This is a genomic window from Zoogloea sp., assembly GCF_041908905.1.
GTDB lineage: Bacteria > Pseudomonadota > Gammaproteobacteria > Burkholderiales > Rhodocyclaceae > Zoogloea.
In genome coordinates, this window is sequence record NZ_JAYREK010000026.1 from 23,145 (window position 1) to 43,996 (window position 20,852).

The window sequence follows — 20,852 nt, forward strand, 5'->3', positions numbered from 1 at the left end:
GGCCGGGCGGCGGCCTGCGATGCTCAGTGGCTGAGGGTGAAGAAGAAGCTGGCGCCCTTCTCGGGGGCGGACTCGGCCCACACCCGGCCCTCGTGGCGCTGGATGACGCGCTGGACGGTGGCGAGACCGATGCCGGTGCCGGCGAACTCGCTGATGCCGTGCAGCCGGTGGAAGGGCAGGAACAGCTTGGAGGCGAAGCTCATGTCGAAGCCGGCGCCGTTGTCGGTGACGCAATAAACGATCTGCCCCTCGCGCATCTCGGCGTGGAAGCGGATCTGCGCCATCTCGCGGCGGCTGGTGAACTTCCAGGCGTTGCGCAGCAGGTTCTCCAGGGCCACGCGGATCAGCGCCCGGTCGGCGGCGGCCATCAGGCCGGGCTCGACGTGGATCTCGATCTGCCGGCCCGGGTCTTCCTGGCGCAGCTCGGTGAGGATCTGCTCGGCGATCTGGCTGAGGTTGACCTCCTCGCGCTTCATGGTCTGGCGGGTCAGCCGGGCCAGGTCGATCAGGTCGTCGATCAGGCGGGCCATGCGCTGGGTGGCGACGCGGATGCGCTGCAGGTATTCGCGGCCGGTCTCGTCGAGGCGCGGGGCGTAGTCTTCGGCGACGATCTGGGCGAAGCCGTCGATCGCCCGCAGCGGGGCGCGCAGGTCGTGGGAGACCGAGTAGGAGAAGGCCTCGAGCTCCCGGTTGGAGGCTTCGAGCTCGGCGGTGCGCACCCGCACCCGGGCTTCGAGCTCGCGGTTGAGGTCGCGCTGGGACTGCTCGGCCTCCTTGCGGGCGGTGATGTCGTCGAGGGTGCCGGAGCTGCCCACCACCTGGTCGTAGGTGTCGCGCAGGGGGCGGATGGTGGCCTCGACCCAGCGCGGCCCGTCGGAGTGGGTGCGCAGGCGGAACTCGAACTGGACGATGTCGGCGTAGCCCTCGCGGATGCCGCGCAGCCGCTGCTCGACGCGGATGCGGTCTTCGTCGGAGACGAACTCGAGCAGGCTCTGCCCGATGCTCAGGCGGGTATCGAAGCCGGTGGTGTGCCCCCAGGCGCGGTTGAGGAAGGTGAGGCGCCCGTCGGCGTCGGTCTGGAAGAGGATCTCGTTGACCGACTCGACCACGTCCCGATACATCGCGCGGCTCTCCCGCAGCACCTGCTCGGCCGACAGCCAGCGGGCCACGTCGCGCATCACGTAGAGCATCGCCGGCTGGCCGTCGAAGTGGATGTGCACGCCGGTGGCCTCGGCGTTGATCGGCTCGCCGTCGAGGCGCTGGTAGCGCAGGGGCAGCGGCTGCAGGATGGCCTGCAGGCTCTCGGCGAATTCCTGCAGGCGGGCGGCCTCCAGGGCCCGGTCGTCGGGGTGCACCAGGGACAGCATCTCGACACCGTCGAGGGCGCGCCGGTCGCTGGCGCCGAACAGGCGGCGGCTGGCCTCGTTGGTGAGGTGGATGCGCCCGTCGATGCACACCAGGGTCGCCTCGGGGGACAGCTCGAAGAGCAGGCGGTAGCGCTCCTCGCCGGCGCGCCGGGTGTCGAGGCTCTTGCGCAGGGTCGAGATGTCCTCGATGGCGACCGCGAAGAAGGGCGGGCTGTCGTCGTCACCGAGGATCAGCCGGGCCGACTCGCGGCACCACAGGGTCTGGCCGTCGGCGCGGTGGTAGCGGGCTTCGCGGGCGAAGTGGCGGGTCTCGCCGGCCAGGCAGCGCCCGCGCAGGGTCTGGCCGCTGGCGGCGTCTTCGGGTTCGAGGAAGCCGTCCACCGGCTGGCCGGTGATCGCGTCGGCGGAGCGTCCGAGCAGGTTGGCGAGGGCGTCGTTCACCTCGAGCCAGCGGCCGTCGGCGGAGATGCGCCCGACACAGGCCGGCGCGCCGGCAAAGAGGGCGCGGAAGAGGGCTTCGTTTTCCTGCAGCTGGTCGCGGGCCTCCACCTCGGCGGTGATGTTGCGGGTGGTGCCGCAGTAGCCGGCGAACACGCCGTTGCGGTCGAACACCGGGATGCCGCTCTCCGATAGCCAGATCGTCCGGCCGGCCGGGTCGCGGCGGCAGAACACCAGGTTCGAGAAGGGCTCGATCTGCTTGAGGAGGGCGATGTGCTCGGCCCACGGCGCTTCGTTGGGGGACTCGCCCGGCAGCTCCCAGCGCCGCGTGCCGATGGCGTCCTCGGCGCCGAGGTCGGCGAGGTGCCCGGAGCTGGCGGCGATCGCGGTGTAGCGGAGGTCGGCGTCCTGTTCCCAGTAGCCGTCGGTGCTGTAGGCGATCAGGGCGTGGATGCGCTCCTCGGTGCGTTCGAGTTCGGCCTTCAGGCGGGCTTCGTCGGTGATCTCGCGGCCGATGCCGCGGTAGCCCTGGAACTGCCCGCCCGCATCGAAGACGGGGCGGCCGCGCAGCTCGAGGTAGCGCAACTCGCCGCTCGGGCTGCGGCGGGTGAGGGTGACCGCCACCGGGCCGTGGCGGGCGAGGGTGTCCCGGTGGGCCTGGGCGAAGTCGGGTGGCACGTCGGGCATGATGACTTCTTCCCAGTCGCGCCCGAGGGCGTCGGCGGGGGCGATGCTCGGCGCCGGCGCTGCGCCGGGGATGGCGACGAAGCGGTGCTCGGCATCGGTCTCCCACAGCCAGTCGCCGGTGAGTTCGATGAAGTCCAGCCACGGCGGGGCGGGCTGCTCGGGGGACGGTGCCGCAGGAAGCGGGGCGGGCTTGCGCCCCAACAGGCGGCTGGCGAGCAGGCCCGCCGCCACGCCGCCGCCGGCCAGCAGCAGCCCCGGCAGCGTCGAAACCCCGCCGCTGCCCGCGATCTCGGCGGCCATCGCGGCGGGCGCGAAGAGACCACCGCCGGTGAGCAGGAGGTGCAGGGGAGCCATCAGGGCACGGGGGGCGGTCGGTCGGTCGGGCATCGCGCGATATTATCCGGGTTGAGCTCGCCGTGTGACGTCATAAATTCGCCGCTTCCATGCGACATGACACGAATGCGCGCAAAATTTGCGGCGCGCGGGTGTCATGTGCAGGCCCCGGAAAAAGTTTCAAAGATGTTTGACGGCCGTGGGGAGGCTCTGTATCATTCGCGCCTCTCGGGGTGTAGCGCAGTCCGGTAGCGCGCTTGCTTTGGGAGCAAGATGTCGGGAGTTCGAATCTCTCCACCCCGACCAAAGCTTCGCTCCGGCGCCCGCGGCGATCGATCTGCCCGTAGCTCAACTGGATAGAGCACCGGCCTTCTAAGCCGGGGGTTACAGGTTCGATTCCTGTCGGGCAGGCTCTTGAAAAGTTTCTGGCTGGCGGCGCAAGCCGATGGCCTTCAGTGGCGGCATTAGCTCAGTTGGTAGAGCACTGGATTGTGATTCCAGGTGTCACCGGTTCGATCCCGGTATGTCGCCCCAAAAGTTTTGCGGTTTTGTTTTGCAGTATCGCGGTGGGATTTACCCGCCACGCCGATGGCGGCATTAGCTCAGTTGGTAGAGCACTGGATTGTGATTCCAGGTGTCACCGGTTCGATCCCGGTATGTCGCCCCAAGACCCAAGCAGAAAGCCCTGACATGTCAGGGCTTTCTGCTTTTTGACGTCCGCCCGCCGTAACAACGGCGTTGGCTGGGGGCGTTACCCAGCCGGCCGCTGTCACGGCCGGTGGGCAGGCTTCATTTCTGATCCGATCCGACTCCCGACCAGGGTTTGAGCATCCACGCAAACCAGATGGTTGCTGCGTAGCTTGCCATTTCGAGGGGGAGGGTCTGGGCCTTGAGGAGGTAGTCGGTGGTGTCGAGAATCGGTTTGGTCGTCAACATGATCTTCTCCGGAGTGGAGTTGGGCGATGCGCGAAGCCGGTGCGCGAGGGCAGGGGCCTGGGGCTTCGTCGTAAGCTCCGGGCGTGCCCGCGTGGGCGTGCCCGGATCATTGATTCCAGATTAGCGCGCCATGGAGCGCCTGCTGGTTTTATCGTTGTGAAAAGTGCACAAATTCACACTCTGATGCTGCTCAAATACAACACTTCAGACCCGTGGTGCGCCCGTGTGCCGGGCGGGAGGCGCTCGCATTTTGCGCAGGCGCGGCCTAAGCTTTGGAGCGGATCGAGTTTTTCGGGGGCAACCCGGTGGGAGGAGGAATGCGCGTGACGCGTGGGGGCGGCCGACTGCTGGCGGGCCTGTGCCTGGCGGTGATGGTCGGGCAGGCCTGGGCGGTCAACAAGTGCGTGGGCGCCGATGGGCGGGTGACCTACACCGACGGCCCTTGCGGGGCGGGCAGCCAGGGCTCGAAGGTCGATACGCTGCCGCCGCCCAGCGTGCAGGACCAGCTCGAGGCGCGCCGGCGGGCCGAACAGATGGTGCAGGACGTGAACCGCATCGAGGGTCGCCAGGCCAGCGAGGCGGCGGAGCGGCGCCGGCGCCAGGAGATCGAGCAGGCCGCCGAGGCCGAGCAGCAGCGCCGCGCCCAGCGGGAGGCCCAGCGGCGGGCCGAGCAGGAGCAGGCCGAGCGGGTGCTGGTCATTCGCCCCGGGCCGCTGGTGCCCTACCACCCGCGTCCGGCTCCACCGCCCCCGCAGCCGACCAGGCCGGCGGACCCGAGCCGCTCGTCGCAGATGAACGCCTATCCCCCTTTCCGCTGAGCGGCGGCGCTTACAGCGGCGTCGCGGCGAGTCCGGCCGGCCCGGGGCCGAGGATGAGCAGCCGCACCGGCTGATCGCCGTTGCGGGCAGCGTGGTCGAGGGCCTTGGCCACTGTGCCGGCGTTGGTCGCGGCGTGGCCCTCCAGCACGATCAGGGTCGGGCGGCGCGGCAGCCAGCGTGCCAGGGCGGCCAGCCGGCCAGCGTCGAGGTCGGTGAGCCAGGCGTCGTCCCAGGGTTCGTCGGGGCGGCGGCGCAGGAACCACGCCAGCGGACGCAGTTGCACGCCGACCCGGTAGAGGATGCCGCCCACGCGGCTGCGCCGGGTGAGCTGGTGGTAGCCGGCCAGCTGATGGCCGAAGTGGCGCACGGCCGGGGCATTGCCGGCCGCCGTGGCGGCGATCGCCAGGGGAACCGGCAGCGCCGGCCGCGACCAGGGCAGCAGGGTCGCGCCATGGCCGGCGCCCTCGGCTGCCCAGGTGGCGAGGCGCTGCAGCAGGCGCGGGTCGGCGGTCTCGGCGGGGGTGCCCTCTATGGGCGCCAGCGCCGCGCTGTCGTAGCGGCGGGCGAGCCGGGGCAGGCGCGGGGCGAGGGCCAGCAGCCCGAGGGCGGTGGCGGTGAGGCCGGTGCTCAGCACGCGAAGCGGCTCCGCAGTTCGGTGAGGTTGAGTTCGGACAGGATCGCCTCGATGCGCTCCATGGCGTTCTTGCGCGGCGCGCCGGTGTGGCGGGCGATGATCAGCTCGTTCTTCATCGAGTGCTCCCAGCCCACCAGCTCGGTCACGGTGAGCTGGTAGCCGTGGGCTTCGAGCTGCAGGCAGCGCAGGGCGTTGGTGAGCTGGCTGCCGAACTCCCGGGTGTGGATGGGGTGGCGCCAGATCTCGGAGAGCGGGGTGAGGCCGAAGCTGGCGTTCTTGTTCTTGCGCAGCACGCTGGCGACCTCGGCCTGACAGCAGGGTACCAGCACCACGAACTTCGCCTGCTTGGCCAGCGCAAACTGGATGGCGTCGTCGGTGGCGGTGTTGCAGGCGTGCAGCGCGGTGACCACGTCGATGCGCTCGGGCAGGGCCTCGGAGCGGGTGGATTCCTCCACCGACAGGTCGAGGAAGTTCATCCGCCCGAAGCCCAGCCGGCCGGCCAGCTCGCGGGAGTGCTCGACCAGCTCGCGGCGCGTCTCGATGCCATACACGGTGCCGACCTCCCGCGCCTTCAGGAACAGGTCGTAGAGGATGAAGCCCAGGTAGGATTTGCCGGCGCCGTGGTCGGCCAGGCTGACGTCGCCGCGGGCGGCGAGCACCTCGGCGAGCAGCGGCTCGATGAACTGGTAGAGGTGATAGACCTGCTTGAGCTTGCGCCGGCTGTCCTGGTTGAGCTGGCTGTCGCGGGTGAGGATGTGCGGCTCCTTCAGCAGCTCGACGGACTGCCCCGGGCGCAACTCCGGATGGACGACCGGGGCGCCGGCCGCGGCGGCAGCGGGCGCGGGCTTACGCCTGGCCATCGGTCTGCCCGGCGTTGCGGGTGGCTTCGGGGGTGTGCAGGCCGAGGGCCAGCCAGCCGGCGAGACCCAGCTTGCGCAGGGTTTCCATGTTGCGCTCGTAGATCATCTCGGCGTCGGGGAAGGCCTCGACGGCCCGGTCGAGGCTCTCCTCGCGGATCAGGTGCAGGGTGGGGAAGGGCGCGCGGTTGGTGTAGTTGGTGATGTCGTCCGGCTCGGTGCCCTCGAACTGGTACTGCGGATGGAAGCTGGCGATCTGGATCACGCCTTCGAGGTCGTGCTCGGCCACGGCTTCGTCGGCGATCTGGTGCACGTCGTTGAAGTCGAGGAAGTCGGGGAACAGGGTGGGGTGGATCAGCAGCGTGGTGTCGGTGACCTCGGGGGCGACCTCGGCCAGGTGGTCGAGCTCGCGGTCGAGATCTTCGAGGAAGCCGTCGATGTGGCGGGCGTCGCTCACGACGATGCGGACCTGGTTCTTCACGTACACCGACTTGGCGAAGGGGCACAGGTTGAGGCCGATGACGGCCTTTTCGATCCACTCGCGGGTGGCGGCGATGACTTCTTCGTGGTTCATGGGCGGGCCTTTTCGGCTAATTCCTTCGAGGGTTGCCATTTTGCCCTGATAATGGCGGGTTTTCATTGATTCAACGCACGCCCATGTCCATCCAGTGGTTTCCCGGTCACATGACCTCTGCCCGCAAGAAGGCGGCGGAGAGCATGGAGAGGATCGACGTCGTCATCGAGGTGGTCGATGCGCGCCTGCCCGAGGCGAGCAGCAACCCGATGATCCGCGAGCTGCGGCTGCACCGCCAGCGCCCCTGCCTCAAGATCCTCAACAAGGCCGACCTGGCCGACCCGGCCGTCACGGCCCAGTGGCTGGCCTATTACAACGCCCAGAAGGGCGTCACCGCGGTGGCCCTGTCGTGCAAGAAGCCCGGCGACGTGGCCAAGGTGGTCGGCCTGTGCCGGCCGCTGGCGCCCCACCGCAACGACCGCCTCAAGCCGCTGCGGATGATGATCATGGGCATCCCCAACGTGGGCAAGTCCACGCTGATGAACGCGCTGCTCAAGAAGCGCGTCGCCAAGGTGGGCGACGAGCCGGCCGTCACCAAGAGCCAGCAGGCCATCGACCTGTCGCCCACGGCGTCCCTGATCGACACGCCGGGCATGATGTGGCCGAAGATCGAGCACGATTCCGACGGATACATGCTGGCGGCGAGCCACGCCATCGGCCGCAACGCGGTGATCGACGAGGCGGTGGCCAACTTCCTCGGTGGGCTGCTCCTCGGGCGCTACCCGGCGCTGGTGGCGGCGCGCTACAAGATCGACGTGAGCGGCCTCGACGGCCCCGGCCTGGTCGAAGCCGTCGCGCGGCGGCGCGGTTGCCTGCTGAAGGGCGGCGGGCTCGACATCGAGAAGGCTTCGCTGGTGCTGCTGCAGGATTACCGCGACGGCGCCCTCGGCCGGGTCAGCCTCGAGACGCCGACGACCCGCCAGGCGATGATGGAAGCCCACGCCGCCGAGATGGCGGCCAGGGCCGCCGCGGAGGCCGCCGGCGAGGTGGATGATGCGGCCCCCGACGAGGTGCCGCCGGCCGAGTGAAGGCCGGCGCCGGCGCCGTTCAGGCGCCCGCGCGCCTGCGTGAGCGAAGCAGGGCCAGGGCGGCGATGCCGACCAGGCCGAGGCCCGCGGGTTCGGGCACCTCGGTGGTCGGCTGCGGCAGCGCCGGGTCCCGCGCCCACAAGGTGATGTGGGACAGGCCGGCCGGGTTCTTGAGGCCGTCCTTGCCGCCGGCGCGGAGGGTGTCGGAGACGTCGTAGCTGCCGTACCAGTTCATGATCGGTTCGGCCGGCCCGGGGGCACCGGCGCCGAACAGTTCGGGCGTGAAGTCGTAGGCGGCAAAGCCGTTGCCGGCCTTGAAGACCAGCGCGAAGGCGTCGAAGTAGTTGCGGCCGAAGGCGCTGCCGAGGCGCTGGGCGACGGTGGCATCCGGCGTGAAGGCCCAGGTGCCGGTGCCGACGCCGGTCTCCGTGGCGCTGAAGAACGACGCCTGCACGATGCCACTGTCGCCGCCCACGGCGCTGGGGGTGAAGCGGCCGTTTTCATATTTGCCGAGCATGATCCAGCCCGGGTCGTCGGCGCGGCCGTCACCGTCCAGGTCCTGCAGCGGGTGGCTGGCGTCGATGAAGGCGCCGCCGGGGAAGGGCGTCCTGCCGCTCGCCACCTGGCTGCCGCCGTTCAGCAGGCCGTCACCGGCGTAGCCCAGATTGGTCGTCGGCTCGAAGCCGTCGTTGCCGCGAAAGGCTCCCGCGCAGGCGGCGGCGCCCACCGGCATGCCGGCGAGGGTGGCGTCGTAGATGGTTTCCGTGGTGGCCCCCGCGGTGGTGTCCAGAAACTGGGTGACGCGGGTGATGGTGACGTCGCTGCTGTGGCAGCCCGGCAGGAGCGCGGCGTGGGCGGAGCAGGCGAGCAGCCCGCTGGCCAGGAGCAGGGCGGGTACGGCCGTAATCTTTGTTGTCATGGCACGGTCTCCTCGTTGAGGGCCGGCGGCGGTCCGGGTGGGGGCCAGGGCTTGCCGGTACGCGATCGATTAGACGCGCAGGTGGCGTTCGAGCTCGTGACAGAGATTACAGAATTTATATTTTTGGTGATTGTGGCGATCTATCCGTCGCCAAGTGCGATATTTGCCCGCAGCGACCCGTCCAGGCCGCCAGCGGGGAGGGGCTGGCTGGCGATGGCCGCCCGGGCCGGCGGTTGGGCACACCGGCCCGGCGGAGATCGCGCCGGGTGGCTTACACCCGCAGCAGCAGGGTCTTGAGGGGCGGGTTGCCGTCGGGGCTGGGGAAGTCTTCTTCCGGGGTGATCCATTCCATCCCGCGGATGGCCCGGCCGGCCTTCTTCGCGCTGCGTTCGAGCTGGTCGGCCCAGGCCTCGCGGCTCACCTGGGCGACGTTGTTGCAGCACACCAGGGTGCCGCCTTCGGCGGTGGCGAGGAGGGCCGGCTTGAAGAGGGCCGGGTAGTCGTTGACCAGGTCGACCACGCCGAAGGGGCTCTTGGCGTAGCGCGGCGGGTCGAGGAAGACCAGGTCGAAGCTGTGCTTTTCGAGCTCGGGAAACGGGGGCATGCGCTTGCCGCGCACCATCCTGGGCTGGCCGATGCCCGAGAACTGGCGCAGGGCGGCGAAGGCGTCGCTCTTGATGAAGCGCACGCGGATCGGCAGCTCGTTGAGCCTGGCGTTGTCCTTGCCCACCGCGAGGCTGGATTCGGCGAAGTCCACATTGACCACATGCCGCGCGCCGGCCTTGGCCGCGGCGATGCCGACGCCGCAGGTGTAGGCGAAGACGTTGAGCAGCGACTTGCCCGGCGCTTCGGCCATGATGCGGCGGCGGGCGGCGCGCAGGTCGAGGAACAGCCACGGGTCCTGCCCCGGGTGGCGGGCCTGGACCCAGTACTTGACGCCCATCTCCGAGAACTCCCGGCGGCGCTCGGCCTTCTCCTGCTCGTTGGCGGGCAGCGGGTTGGCGATGCGGGAGTTGGAGGTGCTGCGGTCGTTGTAGACCAGGTCGAGCCCGGGCAGCGCGCCGGCGTAGAAGTCGCGCAGCGCGGCGAGCTGGGCCGGGTCGAGGGGGGTGTGGAAGCTCTGGGCCAGCAGCAGGCTGCCATAGCGGTCGACGGTGAGGCCGGAGTGGCCTTCGACGGTGCCATGGAAGAGGCGGTAGGCGTCGGTCTGCTCGGCGGCGAGGCGGGTGATGAGCGCGCGGCGGGCTTCGAGGGCGGCTTCGAGGGCGGGAAGCAGGGAGGTGGTGTCGTGCATGGGGCGGTCCGGAGGTGGAGCGCGCCCGGCCTGGCGGGGCGCGCGGAGAGGGCTGACGGGGCGGAAGTCGGGGCGCTGGCCGGCCGGCGCCCGTGGGGATCGACTACAGCCCGAAAAAATCGCGGATCTTCTTGCGGATGGCGCTGGCGTCGACACGGGTGGCGCTGCGCGGGCCGAGGCTCCCGTTGGCGTGGCCCTGCTCGAGGGCGGCAAAGCGGCTGCGGCGTTGTTCGAGGATCACCGAGATGCCCTCGGCCAGCTCGGGGCGGGCGCGCAGGATGTGTTCGAGGCTGGCCTTGTCGAGGCGGTAGGCTTCCACGTCGGTGATGGCGACGACGGTGGAGCGCCGCGGCGCGCCGGTCATCAGGCCGAGTTCGCCGAACACGTTGCCGGGGCCGCGGGTGTCGATGAGGCGCTGCGGGCCGCCGTCGGGGGGCGTCCACCAGGCTTCGGCCTCGCCGCTGGCGATGATGTACAGCCAGTGGGCCACGTCGCCCTGGCGGAACAGCACGTCGCCCCGGGCGAAGGGGGCGTTGACGAGGCGGTGGGCGAGGTCTTCCTGCTCGGCTTCGGAGAGCCGGGAGAACAGGTCGATGCGCTGGATCGCGGTGAGCCGCCGCTTGAGCTCGCGGCTGCGGACTTCCTCGCGGTGGGCCTTGTTCTCCTGGACCAGGTGGATGGTCTGGTCGCCCACGGCGAGGCGGATGCCTTCGCGCTGCAGCGAGGCGAGGACGTGGTGGCGCACGTCGGAGTCGGTGATCTCGTCGGGGCCGGGGTCGATCAGCCAGTAGCGCAGCTGGTAGCAGGCGTAGCCGTCACCGAAGGACTGCAGCAGGCACAGGGGCGCCGGGGTGAGGCTGACGTTGGCGATGCGGGCGGTCTGGATGTCGTCGAGCACGGCCCGGACGACCCGCGCCGGCGGCACCGAGAGGTCGACGTTGAAGTCGATCAGCCGGCGCTGCTGGGGCACCGCCTGGCGCGGGCTGCACACCACGGTGTAGCGGTTCTTCATGAGGTGGCTGTTGGGGATCACCACCCGCTCGCCGTTGCGGGTGACGATGGCGGTGTAGCGCCACTGGATGTCGCTGACCTTGCCCGACACGTCGCCGATCTCGATCCAGTCGCCGATCTCGAGGGAGTTGTCCATCTGCAGCGCGAGGCCGCCCAGCAGGTTGCCGAGGGTGTCCTGCATCGAGATGGCGAGCACCGCGGTGAGCACCGCCGAGGTGGCGAACAGGTGGGTGAACTCGACCCCGGCCAGGTTGAGGCGCAGGAAGGCCCAGGCGATGTAGCCGACGATCACCAGGATGTCGGCGAGGATGCCCGAGATGTGCATGCGCAGCTGCGGCAGCACCACGTCGAAGAGCGCCAGCCCGACGTAGCGGATCACCGCCAGGCCCTCGCCGAACACCGCCAGCTCGCGCAGCCAGCGCAGCGCGGTGGGCGCCAGCAGGCCATCGAGCAGGCCGGCCAGCAGGTCGCCGGCGAGGCAGGCGGCGAAGAACACGCCGGTGTTCACCAGCGAGCGGCGCCAGGCACGCAGCGGCCTGAAGATCACCGCCGCCGCGGCGAGCATCAGCAGGATCGCGAAGGGCGCTTCCGCGCTGAGGTAGGGCAGGGGCATGGAGCGCGCTCAGAGGGCGTCGCGCAGGCGGGCGGCCATCTCGTCGAGGGCCTCGCGGGTCGGGGCGGTGGCGGGCCAGAAGGGCAGCAGTTCGTCGCCCTTGTAGCGCGGCAGCACGTGGATGTGGAAATGGAAGACGGTCTGCCCGCCGGCGGCTTCGTTGGCCTGGAAGAGGGTCACGCCGTCACAGCCGGTGGCGGCCTTGACGGCCCGCGCCAGCCGGGTGGTGGCCTGGAACACCGCTGCGGCGAGGGTGTCGTCGAGGTCGTAGATGTTCTCGACGTGGGGCTTGACGATCACCAGCCCGTGGCCCGGGTGGGCGGCCACGATGTTGAGGAAGGACAGGGTGTGCTCGTCTTCGTGGATCTTCGAGATGGGCAGCTCGCCGCGCACGAGGCGGCAGAAGATGCAGTCGTCCATGGGTGTCTCCGGTGGTGTGGTTTTTGTGGGAGTTCAGCGGGCGCCCGGCCCGTCGCGTTCGGCCAGCGCGCGGCGCAGGTTGCGCTCATTCTGCCAGCTGCGGCGCAGGCTGTCGGCGTGGGCGTAGCGGGTGCTCTCGTCGGGGCTCTGGGCGTGGAAGCTTTCGAGGGTGCGCTGGAGCAGGTCGTGGTGGGGCAGCATGGTGCCGAAGAAGAGCACCGCCTCGTGGCGCTGGATGAGAAGGGTGGGGAAGTTGTCGACGTCGTAGTCGTCGAGGAGGTCGGCGTCGTCCTCCACGTCCAGCCACAGGAAGCGGGCCTCGGGAAAGCGGGCGGCCAAGGCTTCGAAGCCGGCGCGGTAGTCGCGGCAGGTGCCGCACCAGGCGGCGCACAGGCAGGCGACGAGGAATTCGGGCTGGGTGGTGCTCATGGCGTCTCGTCGGGGGCGGGGCCGAGGGCGGCCCAGCGTATCCACTGGCCGCAGGCGTTGCGTGGGCCGCGCCGGCTGGTGCCGTGCCAGGGGCCGTCCTGGCAGTCGCCGCGGTCGTTGTCTTCGTCGTAGGACACAGTCTCGGGTTCGGGGCCGGGGCTGCGCGCGCCGCCCCAGCGGTTGCAGCTGAGGCAGCGGCGGCGTTCGACGGGCTGGCTGGCCACGCTTCAGACCCCGGCCGGCCTCAGGGCTTGTCGGGTTTGCCGCCGGCGGCCTGGGCCAGGAGCGGCGCGCGCAGCGCCTCGAAGCGGGCCGGCGCCACGTACTGCAGCAGCTCGCGGCCCTTGCTGTCGAGCACGAGGTCGAGGCCCTTGGCCGGGTAGAGCAGGTGTTCCTGGTGCGCGTTGACCCGGATGCGCTCGGCGGGCTGGCCGAAGCGTTCGAGGATCACCGCCTCGTCGAGCTGGGCGCCGGGGATGAAGGCCAGGCCGCGGATCGGCGCGGCGAGGGCGGCGGCCTCGTCGGTCGGGGCGAGGGTGGCCCGCCGGGTGGTGCTCTGCATGTACTGGGTCTTGGGGGCCCGCTCGCGCATGCCGGCGATGAGCTCCGGCGACAGCTCGGCGGTGACGATCAGCTTGCCGGCCACGAAGCCGGCGGTGACGCTCTCGTAGTAGCCCTCGACGTTGCCATCCTCGCCGGGCTCGGCGATCACCGCGAGCTGCATCTCGGTACCGAAGCGGGCGCGGGCGTCGGCGAGGGTGCTCCGGCCGAGGGTCAGGCCGAAGACCTGCGCCTCGCCGCCGGGCAGGGTCTCGATCTGCCAGGGCAGGCCGCTGCTGGGCACGCTCTGGGGCTTGTAGGTGGCGAACTGCCAGACCACCGGGCCGAGCAGCACGGCGAGGGCGGCGACGATGATGGCGACGGTGAGCTTCATGGGCGGGGACGGCTTAGTGGGGGGCCTGGAACTGCGCCGGCCGGCTGGCGTGGAACTGGATCGGCACCGCCGGCATGTCGAGCACCGACTTGCGGATGCGGCCGATCACGTGCATCTCGCAGCGCTTGCAGTCGAACTTGAGGGTGAGCTTTTCCTTGCCGTTGATCAGCGTCATCGGGTCGGGCTTGATGCCCTTCACTTCCTTCGGGCACAGGTTGAAGCTGTAGCGCAGGCAGTGCTTGGTGATCATCAGGGAGGCGTCGTCGGTGTGCTCGTTGGCCTCGTAGGCGGCCTCGATGAGCTGCACGCCGTGGCGGTGGTAAAAATCGCGCGCCTTCTGGTTGAGCACGTTGGCGAGGTAGCTGAGCTCGGTTTCGGGGTAGGGCACCGGGGGCTCTACGGCGGCCCGGCGCGGCAGCGGCGGGAGGGCGTTGATGCGGGCGGCCTCGAGCTTGTCGGCGGCTTCGCGGCGCAGGGCGTTGACGGCGCCAGCAGGCAGGAACCAGGCCTGGGACAGCTCCAGCTGCACGTCGCGAGCGCTGAAAATGGTGGCGCCGAGCTTGGCGATGCCGTCGCGCAGGCCGGCGAGGGCGCGCTCGGCGTCCTTGGCGGGCTCCTTGGCATGGGGCAGCTCGGCGCGGGCGGACACGCCGGTCTCGTCGGTGAGGGTGAGGGCGAAGCCGTCGGGGGTTTCGGTGAACCGCATGTCCACGGCGATGCGGCGCTCGGCGGATTTCTTTTCGAGCATTCGCTCGAATTCGTGATCGTGGTTGCGGAAGATGCCGCTGCCGGGAAAGAGCTCGGCGGGGATCTGGTCGGCGGTGTGCACCCGGAAATCCTCGCCGATCTTCTCGGCGCGGTTGACCCGCAGCCCGACGAGTTCGCCCTTGCGGTCGTAGAAGCTGAGGCCGTCGCCGTTGTGCAGCTCGACGGCGCTGGTGGTGTCGAAGTGGCGGCGCTGCTTGCCGTCCACGCGGATCACGCTGCCCACCGGTTCGCCGACGAACTTGGGCGAGTCGAAGGCGCCGATGTCGGCCGTGCGGCCATTCACGAAGTAATCGGTGGCGCCGCGATTGAAGGTCTTGTCGGCCAGCGGCTGGAACAGGAAGGTGCTGCGCCCGGCGGAGGTGCGGGAGTATTCCGGCGCGTCCTCCATGATCTGGTCGAGCAGCAGGCGGTAGTGGGCGGTGATGTTCTTGACGTAGGCCATGTCTTTATAGCGGCCTTCGATCTTGAAGCTGCTGATGCCCGCGTCGGCCAGCGCGCGCAGGTTGGCGCTCTGGTTGTTGTCCTTCATCGACAGCAGGTGCTGGTTGCTGGCGACGAGGTTGCCGTCCTTGTCTGTGAGGTCGTAGGGCAGGCGGCAGGCCTGGGAGCATTCGCCCCGGTTGGCGCTGCGGCCGGTGTGGGCGTGGCTGATGTAGCACTGGCCACTGAAGGCCACGCACAGGGCGCCGTGGATGAAGAACTCCAGCGCGCAGTCGGTGGCGGCGGCGACCTTCTTGATCTCGGTGAGGGTCATCTCGCGGGCCAGCACGATCTGCGAGAAGCCCACGTCCTGCAGGAAGCGGGCTTTTTCGGGGTGGCGGATGTCGGTCTGGGTGCTGGCGTGGAGCTGGATCGGCGGCAGGTCGAGCTCGAGGAGGCCCATGTCCTGAACGATCAGCGCGTCGGCACCGGCCTCGTGGAGCTGGCGGATCAGGCGCTCGGCGCTGGCCACTTCCTCGTCGAACAGAATGGTGTTGCAGGTCACGAAGACCCGCGCACCGAAGCGGTGGGCGTGGCGGGCCAGGCGCTCGATGTCGGCGACGGTGTTCTCGGCATTGGCGCGGGCGCCGAAGGCCGGCCCGCCGATGTAGATGGCGTCGGCGCCGTGGTTGATGGCCTCGATGCCGATGTCGGCGTTCTTGGCCGGGGCCAGGAGTTCGAGCTGCTTGCGGGTGTGGGTCATGCCGGTACTCTCCAGGGGGTGCCCGGTGGCGGGCGGGCTGCTCGGACGGCAGCTTGTGCAACCCGCCATTATCCCCCGACGCCCGGGGGGCGTCGAGGGATGCGCGGGTCAGTTCTGCCGCACGGCCTCGCCGGCGCGCTGGCGGGCGTCGCGGCGCAGGGACAGCACGATGGAGGTGGCGATGATCACCGCCACCACGCCCAGCGAGAACGGCACCGGAATCGGGTAGACGTCGATCAGCAGCATCTTGGTGCCGATGAAGACCAGCACCAGCGCCAGGCCGTACTTGAGCAGCGAGAAGCGGTCGGCCATGCCGGCCAGCATGAAGTACATCGCCCGCAGGCCGAGGATCGCGAAGAGGTTGGAGGTCAGCACGATGAACGGGTCGGTGGTGATCGCGAAGATCGCCGGGATCGAATCGACCGCGAAGATCACGTCGGAGAGCTCCACCAGCACCAGCACCAGGAACAGCGGCGTCACGTAGCGCACCGCCTTGCCGGCCGTATCGCGGGTGACGAAGAAGTGTTCGCCGTGGAGGGTGTCGCTGACCTTGAGGTGCCTGCGCATCCAGCGGATCACCGGGTTGTTGGCCAGGTCGGGCTCGGCGTCGGCGAACCACCACATCTTGATGCCGGTGATCAGCAGGAAGGCGCCGAACACGTAGAGCAGCCAGTGGAACTGGCTGATCAGCCACACGCCGGCAAAGATCATCACCGTGCGCAGCACGATCGCGCCGAGCACGCCGTAGATCAGCACGCGCTTCTGCAGTTCGAGGGGGATCGCGAAGTAGCTGAACAGCATCAGCCACACGAAGACGTTATCCACCGCGAGGGACTTCTCGATCAGATAGCCGGTGAGAAACTCCAGCGCCTTGGCGTTGGCGACCTCGCGCCCCATCGCGCCATCGAGGTAGAACCACAACGCCGCTGCAAAGCCCAGCGAGATGCCCACCCAGATGGCCGACCAGCCGGCCGCCTCGCGGAAGCTCACCCTGTGCGATTTGCCGCCGCCGGTGGCGAACAGGTCGACGGCCAGCATGACCAGGACGATGGCGAAGAAGCCCGCCCACATCCACCACGTACCGATTGTTTCCATTGAGAAGTCCTCCATGTCGGATCAGCTTTCCGTTTCGCGCGGCCGGGGCAGCAAACGAAACGGCCCTTGTCCAGCGAGGACGGAGGGCCGCTTTTCCGAACGGGGAAACCTCTGCCATCGCGGCAAAGGTCTTGCTCGCAGCCGCCTGGTGACGACTGCCCGGGGCGCCGGGAGAGGCTGGACGGACCAGACTTTCCGAATTGACGACGCCGCGGCGGAGAGCTACTCCCCCTTGGGACGCTCTCAGGCTAGACGCCCGCTGGCGTCGGGTCAAGGTTTTTTTGCCCCGCGACCGGCGGGAGGCGATGGTGCGCTGCGTCTTGCCCGGCGTGCCGGGGCGGGCTAAGTTCTGCCGGAACCCGGCTTGCTCCCTGGCGTCAAATCAAGCAACGGCGCGCCTCTCGGGCGATCTGCCGGTTCATCGCAGCTCCATTTTCCCGGATCCGGACATCATGAAATTTTCCCGCGTGTTCCTGAACCGCCTGCACAACCAGCCGGACGCCAGTGACACCGTGGTCGTCATCGACGTGCTGCGCTCCTTCACCACTGCGGCGGTGGCCCTCGAGCGGGGCGCGGCAGCGATCTATCCGGTGGAGGGCGTCTCGGCCGGACTCGTGCTGACCGGCATGCTGGCCGATGCCGTGTCGGTGGGGGCGGTGGCCGGCGGCGACCCGGCGCCCGGCTTCGCGTACGGCAACTCGCCGGCGGCGCTGCTCGACGTGGGGCTGGCCGGCCGCCCGGTGGTGCTGAGCACCGCGGCCGGGGTGCGCGGGCTGCAGCGCTTCCGCCAGGCCCGCCGGCTCTACGCCGCCAGCCTGGTGTGCGGCCGGGCGACCGCCGAGGCGATCCGCGCGGCGGGGGCGGATGAGGTGTGCTTCGTGATCACCGGCGAGTGGGTCGACCGGGACGGCGACGAGGACGTGGCCTGCGCCGACTACATCGAGGCGCTGCTGCGCGGCGAGCCGGCGCCGGCGGAGGATTTCGCCCGTCGGGTGCGGGATTCCGACTTCGGCCGGCGCTTCGTGGCCGGCACCTGGCCCAACCTGCCGCTGGCCGACCTGGACCTCGCCGCCCACGTGGATCGCTTCGATTTTGCGATGCCGGTGGCCCGCGAGGGCGAGCACCTGGTGATCCGCTGAGCACGTCGGGCTTGGCGCCCGGGCCGCGGGCTGGAACAATCCGCCCTTCGCAAACTTTCTCCGAGGGCCGCCATGGAATCCCGACTCACCGAAATCGAGATCAAGCTCGCCCTCACCGAAGACCTGGTGGATGCCCTCAACATGACGGTGCATCGCCAGCAGGAGCAGATCGACGCCCTCCAGCGGCAGGTCCGCCTGCTCTACCAGCAGATGCAGTCTGCGTCCCCGGCCGCCGAGGCGCGCGACCTGCGGGACGAGATCCCGCCCCATTACTGACGGCGCCGGCATCGCCAGCGGCGGAGTCGGAGACACAAAAGGGGCTCATGCAATGATGGCCCCCAACCTGCTCGGTTGAGGCTGCAGCCCCAGGCGGCACGAGCTACCTCTTCAGTGCAGCGTCTCCGGCCGCGCGATCGGCTGCACGTCCACCCACACGTCGCCGTCTTCCTCGCGCAGCTGCAGGCCGAAGGTGGCGAAGGCGTTGTGGATGTCGCGGCGCAGGGGCACGTCGGCCAGCTCGCCGGGGCCGATGTCGTGGCCGGCGGCCAGGTGCTGGGCGGTGGTCAGCCAGATTGGCGACAAAAAGGAGCCGGCCACCAGTTCGTGCATCTCGCCGCTCACCGCCTGCAGCGGCTGGCCCATGCCGTCGAGGTAGCCCTGGACGTGGGCCACGGCCTGCATCAGGTGGGCGATGCGGCCCATGCTCTTGGCGAACAGGCCGTCGAGGTCCTGGTCGGCGAAGTACAGGGTGATCTCCTCCTGCATGCCGGCGGGCAGGGCCTGCAGCAGCGCGGCGAGGTGGTTGAGCAGCAGGTCGGAGTCGGGCGGCAGCGACCAGGCGCTGCGCCGGTTGATGCGGTATTCCTGCCACATGGCGGCGACGATGGGCGCCAGGGCGCGGGCCAGCGGCGTGGGGGCCTCGGCGGCCTGGGGCTGGCGGGCGTCGTGGACGCGCCAGCATTCCTTGTGCAGGTGGTGGATCAGGCGGGCGATCTCGGCGCCGTCGCCCTCCAGGATCTGCCACAGGCGGGCGCCGTCGAAGAGCAGGGCCAGCCCGTCGCCGTCGGTGACGATGCGCGACAGGTGCTCGCCGGACACCGGCGCGGCGCCGAGCCGCTGTTCGGCGGCGGCGAGCTCGTCGGTGACGAGGATGCGGGTGAGGGCCGACAGGTCGAGCCCGGTGTCCCGGGCCTGGATGCGCGCCAGCAGGGCCTCGATGACCTGGGAGAGGGTGTTGGCGTTGGCGCTGGACACGGCGCCGTCGAATTCGATCTTCATGGGCGGAGAGCCGGAAAAACAGGGGGCGAAAAAACAAAAGGCCCGGCGCCGGGCCGGGCCTCGCGGGCGGGGCGGTTTACTCTTCCACGTGGCGCAGGGACAGATCCACCGCGTGCACGTCTTTGGTGAGGCTGCCGATCGAGATGCGGTCGACGCCCGTCTCGGCGATCGCCCGCACCCTCTCCAGGTTGACGCCGCCAGAGGCTTCTAGCTCGGCGCGGCCCTTGGTGATGGCGACGGCCTCGCGCATCTGGTCGAGGCTCATGTTGTCGAGCAGGATCATCCTGGCGCCAGCGGCAAGGGCTTCCTCGAGCTGGCCGAGGTCTTCCACCTCGACCTCGATGAACACGTTCGACGGGGCGATGGCGCGGGCGTTCTCGATCACCGCCTTGATGCTGCCGGCGGCGATGATGTGGTTCTCCTTGATCAGGATGCCGTCGTAGAGGCCGACGCGGTGGTTGGTGCCGCCGCCGACGCGCACCGCGTATTTTTGGGCCAGGCGCAGGCCGGGCAAGGTCTTGCGGGTGTCGACGATCTTGGCGCGGGTGCCGGCCACGGCCTGCACGTAGGTGGCGGTCATCGTCGCGGTGCCCGACAGCAGCTGCACGAAGTTGAGGCCGGTGCGCTCGGCGGTGAGCAGGGCGCGGGCCGAGGCGTCGATTTCACAGAGCAGCTGGCCGGGCTTGATGCGCTCGCCGTCGCGGGCGTGCCAGATCACCGAGGCGTCGGGCTCGAGGGCCATGAAGGCGGCGTCGAACCACGCGGTGCCGCACAGGATCGCATCCTCGCGGGTGATCACCCGGCCACGGGCCATGCGGTTGGCCTGCACGAGGCGGGCGGTGAGGTCGCCGGTGCCGATGTCCTCGGCCAGGGAGGCTGCCACGGAGCGTTGGACTTCAACGCGAAGCTGTTCTGTAAATTCCATCGGGAGTCACCTCAGAAGTACCGGGCACCGATTCTACCACCGGGGCGGGCCCATCGCCGGCACGCCGCGGGCTGGCGATGGGCGTCGCTGGCGAGGCGATGAAGAATTCGAGGGGGCCGGCGGGACTGCCGGGCATGCCCGTCCGCTGGCGCGGCGGGTATTGGGGTTGCATTCCGTGCGGGCGCCCGCAATGGGTGTCGGCCGGCGGCATTCGAATACGACCCAGGGTTTATTTACATGTTTTTTTGGGGGCATTTTATTGAAAGCCCCCCGGCTGCCTTTTCTTTGGAGCGAGTGATCGTGGGCCGTGAATTAATTCCTTGTGCCCGAAGCCCATCTAAAAACCCGCCGTGCCTTTATATCCGGAAAATATAAAAGTGTGTCAGGCTATTTTACACATCCCAATATGGGCTATTGATAATTGATTCAAGTAATTGAAATGTATTGGTTTTTTGTTTTGGCATGGAGATTGCTGATTGTGTAGCTCAAAATAACACAAGGAGTTATTCCATGATCAAGAGAGTCCTGGCCGTAGCCGCGCTGTCCTTTGCGCTGCCGGCATTTGCGGCCCTTTCCGAGGTCGAAAACAACGGCTCGATCCCCACTGCCCAGGCGCTCGCTCTGACCGGTTCTGGTTCGGTGTCCATTACGGGCGCGATCACCACCAACCCGCTCGACGGCAATGGGGATTACGATTTCTACAATCTGGGCCGCTTTGCCGTAGGCGGCAACATCAAGGTGCGCGTCTCCGGCGGCACGTCGCCCCTCGACCCGGCCATCGCCATCTACAACTCCAAGGGGCTGCTGGTGGTGAACGACGACGAGAGGTGGCCCGAATTGGGGACCCAGTCTTACCTCGACTATTTCACGCTCGCCGATGACAGCTATTTCCTGGCGGTCTTCAGCGCCAAAGGGAGCTCCGCCCTCGAAGCGGTCTCCTCGGATCCGTTCAACGCGACGCCGGGCAATGTGGCGGTCACCCAGGGGGTTTACACTGCCGATCTGACGTACAACACCGGCTTCGCGCCGCTGCCGCCGGCCTCCATCAAGCCAGCGCCGAAGGCCACGGCGGTGCCCGAGCCGTCGGGCATCGCGCTGTCGGCGCTGGGGCTGCTGGCGCTGCTTGGGATGCGCCGCAAGCGCAGCGCGGCGTGAAACCCGCCGGGGCCGGC

The 20,852-nt window shown here is 69.2% G+C and carries 21 protein-coding genes and 4 tRNA genes; 9 read left to right on the top strand and 16 right to left on the bottom strand.

Features of this window, described 5'->3' with window-relative positions; all coding sequences use genetic code 11:
- Positions 1–23: 23 nt before the first annotated feature.
- Positions 24–2,846: a PAS domain S-box protein gene (locus ACE3OU_RS13485; protein WP_374242072.1), complete on the bottom strand. Its 2,823-nt coding sequence runs from the start codon at positions 2,844–2,846 to the stop codon at positions 24–26.
- 208 nt (positions 2,847–3,054) lie between these two features.
- On the opposite strand from ACE3OU_RS13485, the gene ACE3OU_RS13490 reads away from it, so the two are divergent.
- The 4 genes from ACE3OU_RS13490 (at position 3,055) to ACE3OU_RS13505 (ending at position 3,492) form a co-directional block, all read left to right on the top strand.
- Positions 3,055–3,131: transfer RNA gene (locus ACE3OU_RS13490), tRNA-Pro, on the top strand.
- Between the two features lie 31 nt (positions 3,132–3,162).
- Positions 3,163–3,236 (top strand) — tRNA-Arg (locus tag ACE3OU_RS13495).
- A gap of 47 nt (positions 3,237–3,283) precedes the next feature.
- Positions 3,284–3,359: transfer RNA gene (locus ACE3OU_RS13500), tRNA-His, on the top strand.
- Positions 3,360–3,416: 57 nt separating this feature from the next.
- A tRNA-His gene (locus ACE3OU_RS13505) sits at positions 3,417–3,492 on the top strand.
- Positions 3,493–3,614: 122 nt separating this feature from the next.
- Here the strand turns inward: ACE3OU_RS13505 and ACE3OU_RS13510 are convergent.
- Positions 3,615–3,761 (bottom strand): hypothetical protein, encoded by a 147-nt coding sequence (locus ACE3OU_RS13510; protein ID WP_374242073.1) that lies wholly within the window; start codon positions 3,759–3,761, stop codon positions 3,615–3,617.
- 317 nt (positions 3,762–4,078) lie between these two features.
- Here ACE3OU_RS13510 and ACE3OU_RS13515 point away from each other — a divergent pair, with 317 nt between their 5' ends.
- Complete coding sequence (locus ACE3OU_RS13515) at positions 4,079–4,579, top strand: DUF4124 domain-containing protein (protein WP_374242074.1); 501 nt, start codon at positions 4,079–4,081, stop codon at positions 4,577–4,579.
- 10 nt (positions 4,580–4,589) lie between these two features.
- On the opposite strand, the gene ACE3OU_RS13520 is transcribed toward ACE3OU_RS13515, so the two are convergent.
- Genes ACE3OU_RS13520 through ACE3OU_RS13530 form a run of 3 tightly spaced genes read right to left on the bottom strand, consistent with a single transcriptional unit; the run spans position 4,590 to position 6,644 of the window.
- A complete protein-coding gene (locus ACE3OU_RS13520) occupies positions 4,590–5,213 on the bottom strand; it encodes a hypothetical protein (protein WP_374242075.1) in 624 nt (207 codons plus the stop codon).
- Entirely contained in the window at positions 5,207–6,073 is an 867-nt protein-coding gene (locus ACE3OU_RS13525; RefSeq protein WP_374242076.1) for an SAM-dependent methyltransferase, read from the bottom strand. The genes ACE3OU_RS13520 and ACE3OU_RS13525 overlap by 7 nt, the downstream gene beginning before the upstream one ends.
- Positions 6,060–6,644, bottom strand: coding sequence for a DUF1415 domain-containing protein (locus ACE3OU_RS13530; protein ID WP_374242077.1), 585 nt, complete (start codon positions 6,642–6,644; stop codon positions 6,060–6,062). Before ACE3OU_RS13530 ends, ACE3OU_RS13525 begins: the two co-directional genes overlap by 14 nt.
- Positions 6,645–6,727: 83 nt before the next feature.
- On the opposite strand from ACE3OU_RS13530, the gene ylqF reads away from it, so the two are divergent.
- On the top strand, positions 6,728–7,672 hold the full coding sequence (ylqF, locus tag ACE3OU_RS13535) for a ribosome biogenesis GTPase YlqF (protein ID WP_374242078.1): 945 nt from the start codon (positions 6,728–6,730) through the stop codon (positions 7,670–7,672).
- Between the two features lie 19 nt (positions 7,673–7,691).
- Here ylqF and ACE3OU_RS13540 read toward each other — a convergent pair whose 3' ends face one another.
- The 9 genes from ACE3OU_RS13540 to ACE3OU_RS13580 form a co-directional block, all read right to left on the bottom strand.
- Positions 7,692–8,591, bottom strand: coding sequence for a PEP-CTERM sorting domain-containing protein (locus tag ACE3OU_RS13540; RefSeq protein ID WP_374242079.1), 900 nt, complete (start codon positions 8,589–8,591; stop codon positions 7,692–7,694).
- Between the two features lie 271 nt (positions 8,592–8,862).
- On the bottom strand, positions 8,863–9,885 hold the full coding sequence (locus tag ACE3OU_RS13545; protein ID WP_374242080.1) for a class I SAM-dependent rRNA methyltransferase: 1,023 nt from the start codon (positions 9,883–9,885) through the stop codon (positions 8,863–8,865).
- Between the two features lie 103 nt (positions 9,886–9,988).
- Positions 9,989–11,509 carry a cyclic nucleotide-binding domain-containing protein gene (locus ACE3OU_RS13550; RefSeq protein WP_374242081.1) on the bottom strand — a complete coding sequence of 507 codons (1,521 nt, stop codon included), beginning with the start codon at positions 11,507–11,509 and terminating at the stop codon, positions 9,989–9,991.
- Between the two features lie 9 nt (positions 11,510–11,518).
- Positions 11,519–11,929: an HIT family protein gene (locus ACE3OU_RS13555; RefSeq protein WP_374242082.1), complete on the bottom strand. Its 411-nt coding sequence runs from the start codon at positions 11,927–11,929 to the stop codon at positions 11,519–11,521.
- Positions 11,930–11,962: 33 nt separating this feature from the next.
- Positions 11,963–12,358 (bottom strand): thioredoxin domain-containing protein, encoded by a 396-nt coding sequence (locus ACE3OU_RS13560; protein ID WP_374242083.1) that lies wholly within the window; start codon positions 12,356–12,358, stop codon positions 11,963–11,965.
- The gene (locus tag ACE3OU_RS13565) at positions 12,355–12,582 is read right to left on the bottom strand and encodes a hypothetical protein (RefSeq protein WP_374242084.1); all 228 of its coding nucleotides are present in this window, start codon (positions 12,580–12,582) and stop codon (positions 12,355–12,357) included. The genes ACE3OU_RS13560 and ACE3OU_RS13565 overlap by 4 nt, the downstream gene beginning before the upstream one ends.
- 20 nt (positions 12,583–12,602) lie before the next feature.
- Positions 12,603–13,292 (bottom strand): hypothetical protein, encoded by a 690-nt coding sequence (locus ACE3OU_RS13570; protein ID WP_374242085.1) that lies wholly within the window; start codon positions 13,290–13,292, stop codon positions 12,603–12,605.
- A gap of 13 nt (positions 13,293–13,305) precedes the next feature.
- Positions 13,306–15,243, bottom strand: coding sequence for a U32 family peptidase (locus ACE3OU_RS13575; RefSeq protein WP_374242086.1), 1,938 nt, complete (start codon positions 15,241–15,243; stop codon positions 13,306–13,308).
- 108 nt (positions 15,244–15,351) lie between these two features.
- A complete protein-coding gene (locus tag ACE3OU_RS13580) occupies positions 15,352–16,338 on the bottom strand; it encodes a TerC family protein (protein ID WP_374242087.1) in 987 nt (328 codons plus the stop codon).
- Between the two features lie 452 nt (positions 16,339–16,790).
- On the opposite strand from ACE3OU_RS13580, the gene ACE3OU_RS13585 reads away from it, so the two are divergent.
- Positions 16,791–17,477, top strand: coding sequence for a 2-phosphosulfolactate phosphatase (locus ACE3OU_RS13585; RefSeq protein ID WP_374242088.1), 687 nt, complete (start codon positions 16,791–16,793; stop codon positions 17,475–17,477).
- A gap of 72 nt (positions 17,478–17,549) precedes the next feature.
- The gene (locus ACE3OU_RS13590) at positions 17,550–17,753 is read left to right on the top strand and encodes a SlyX family protein (protein ID WP_374242089.1); all 204 of its coding nucleotides are present in this window, start codon (positions 17,550–17,552) and stop codon (positions 17,751–17,753) included.
- A 111-nt stretch (positions 17,754–17,864) separates the two neighbouring features.
- Here the strand turns inward: ACE3OU_RS13590 and ACE3OU_RS13595 are convergent, their stop codons facing one another.
- On the bottom strand, positions 17,865–18,755 hold the full coding sequence (locus ACE3OU_RS13595) for a hypothetical protein (protein WP_374242090.1): 891 nt from the start codon (positions 18,753–18,755) through the stop codon (positions 17,865–17,867).
- A gap of 76 nt (positions 18,756–18,831) precedes the next feature.
- A complete protein-coding gene (gene nadC / locus ACE3OU_RS13600; RefSeq protein ID WP_374242091.1) occupies positions 18,832–19,680 on the bottom strand; it encodes a carboxylating nicotinate-nucleotide diphosphorylase in 849 nt (282 codons plus the stop codon).
- Between the two features lie 510 nt (positions 19,681–20,190).
- Between nadC and ACE3OU_RS13605 the strand changes: the two genes are divergently transcribed.
- A complete protein-coding gene (locus ACE3OU_RS13605) occupies positions 20,191–20,835 on the top strand; it encodes a PEP-CTERM sorting domain-containing protein (RefSeq protein ID WP_374242092.1) in 645 nt (214 codons plus the stop codon).
- Positions 20,836–20,852 lie beyond the last annotated feature (17 nt).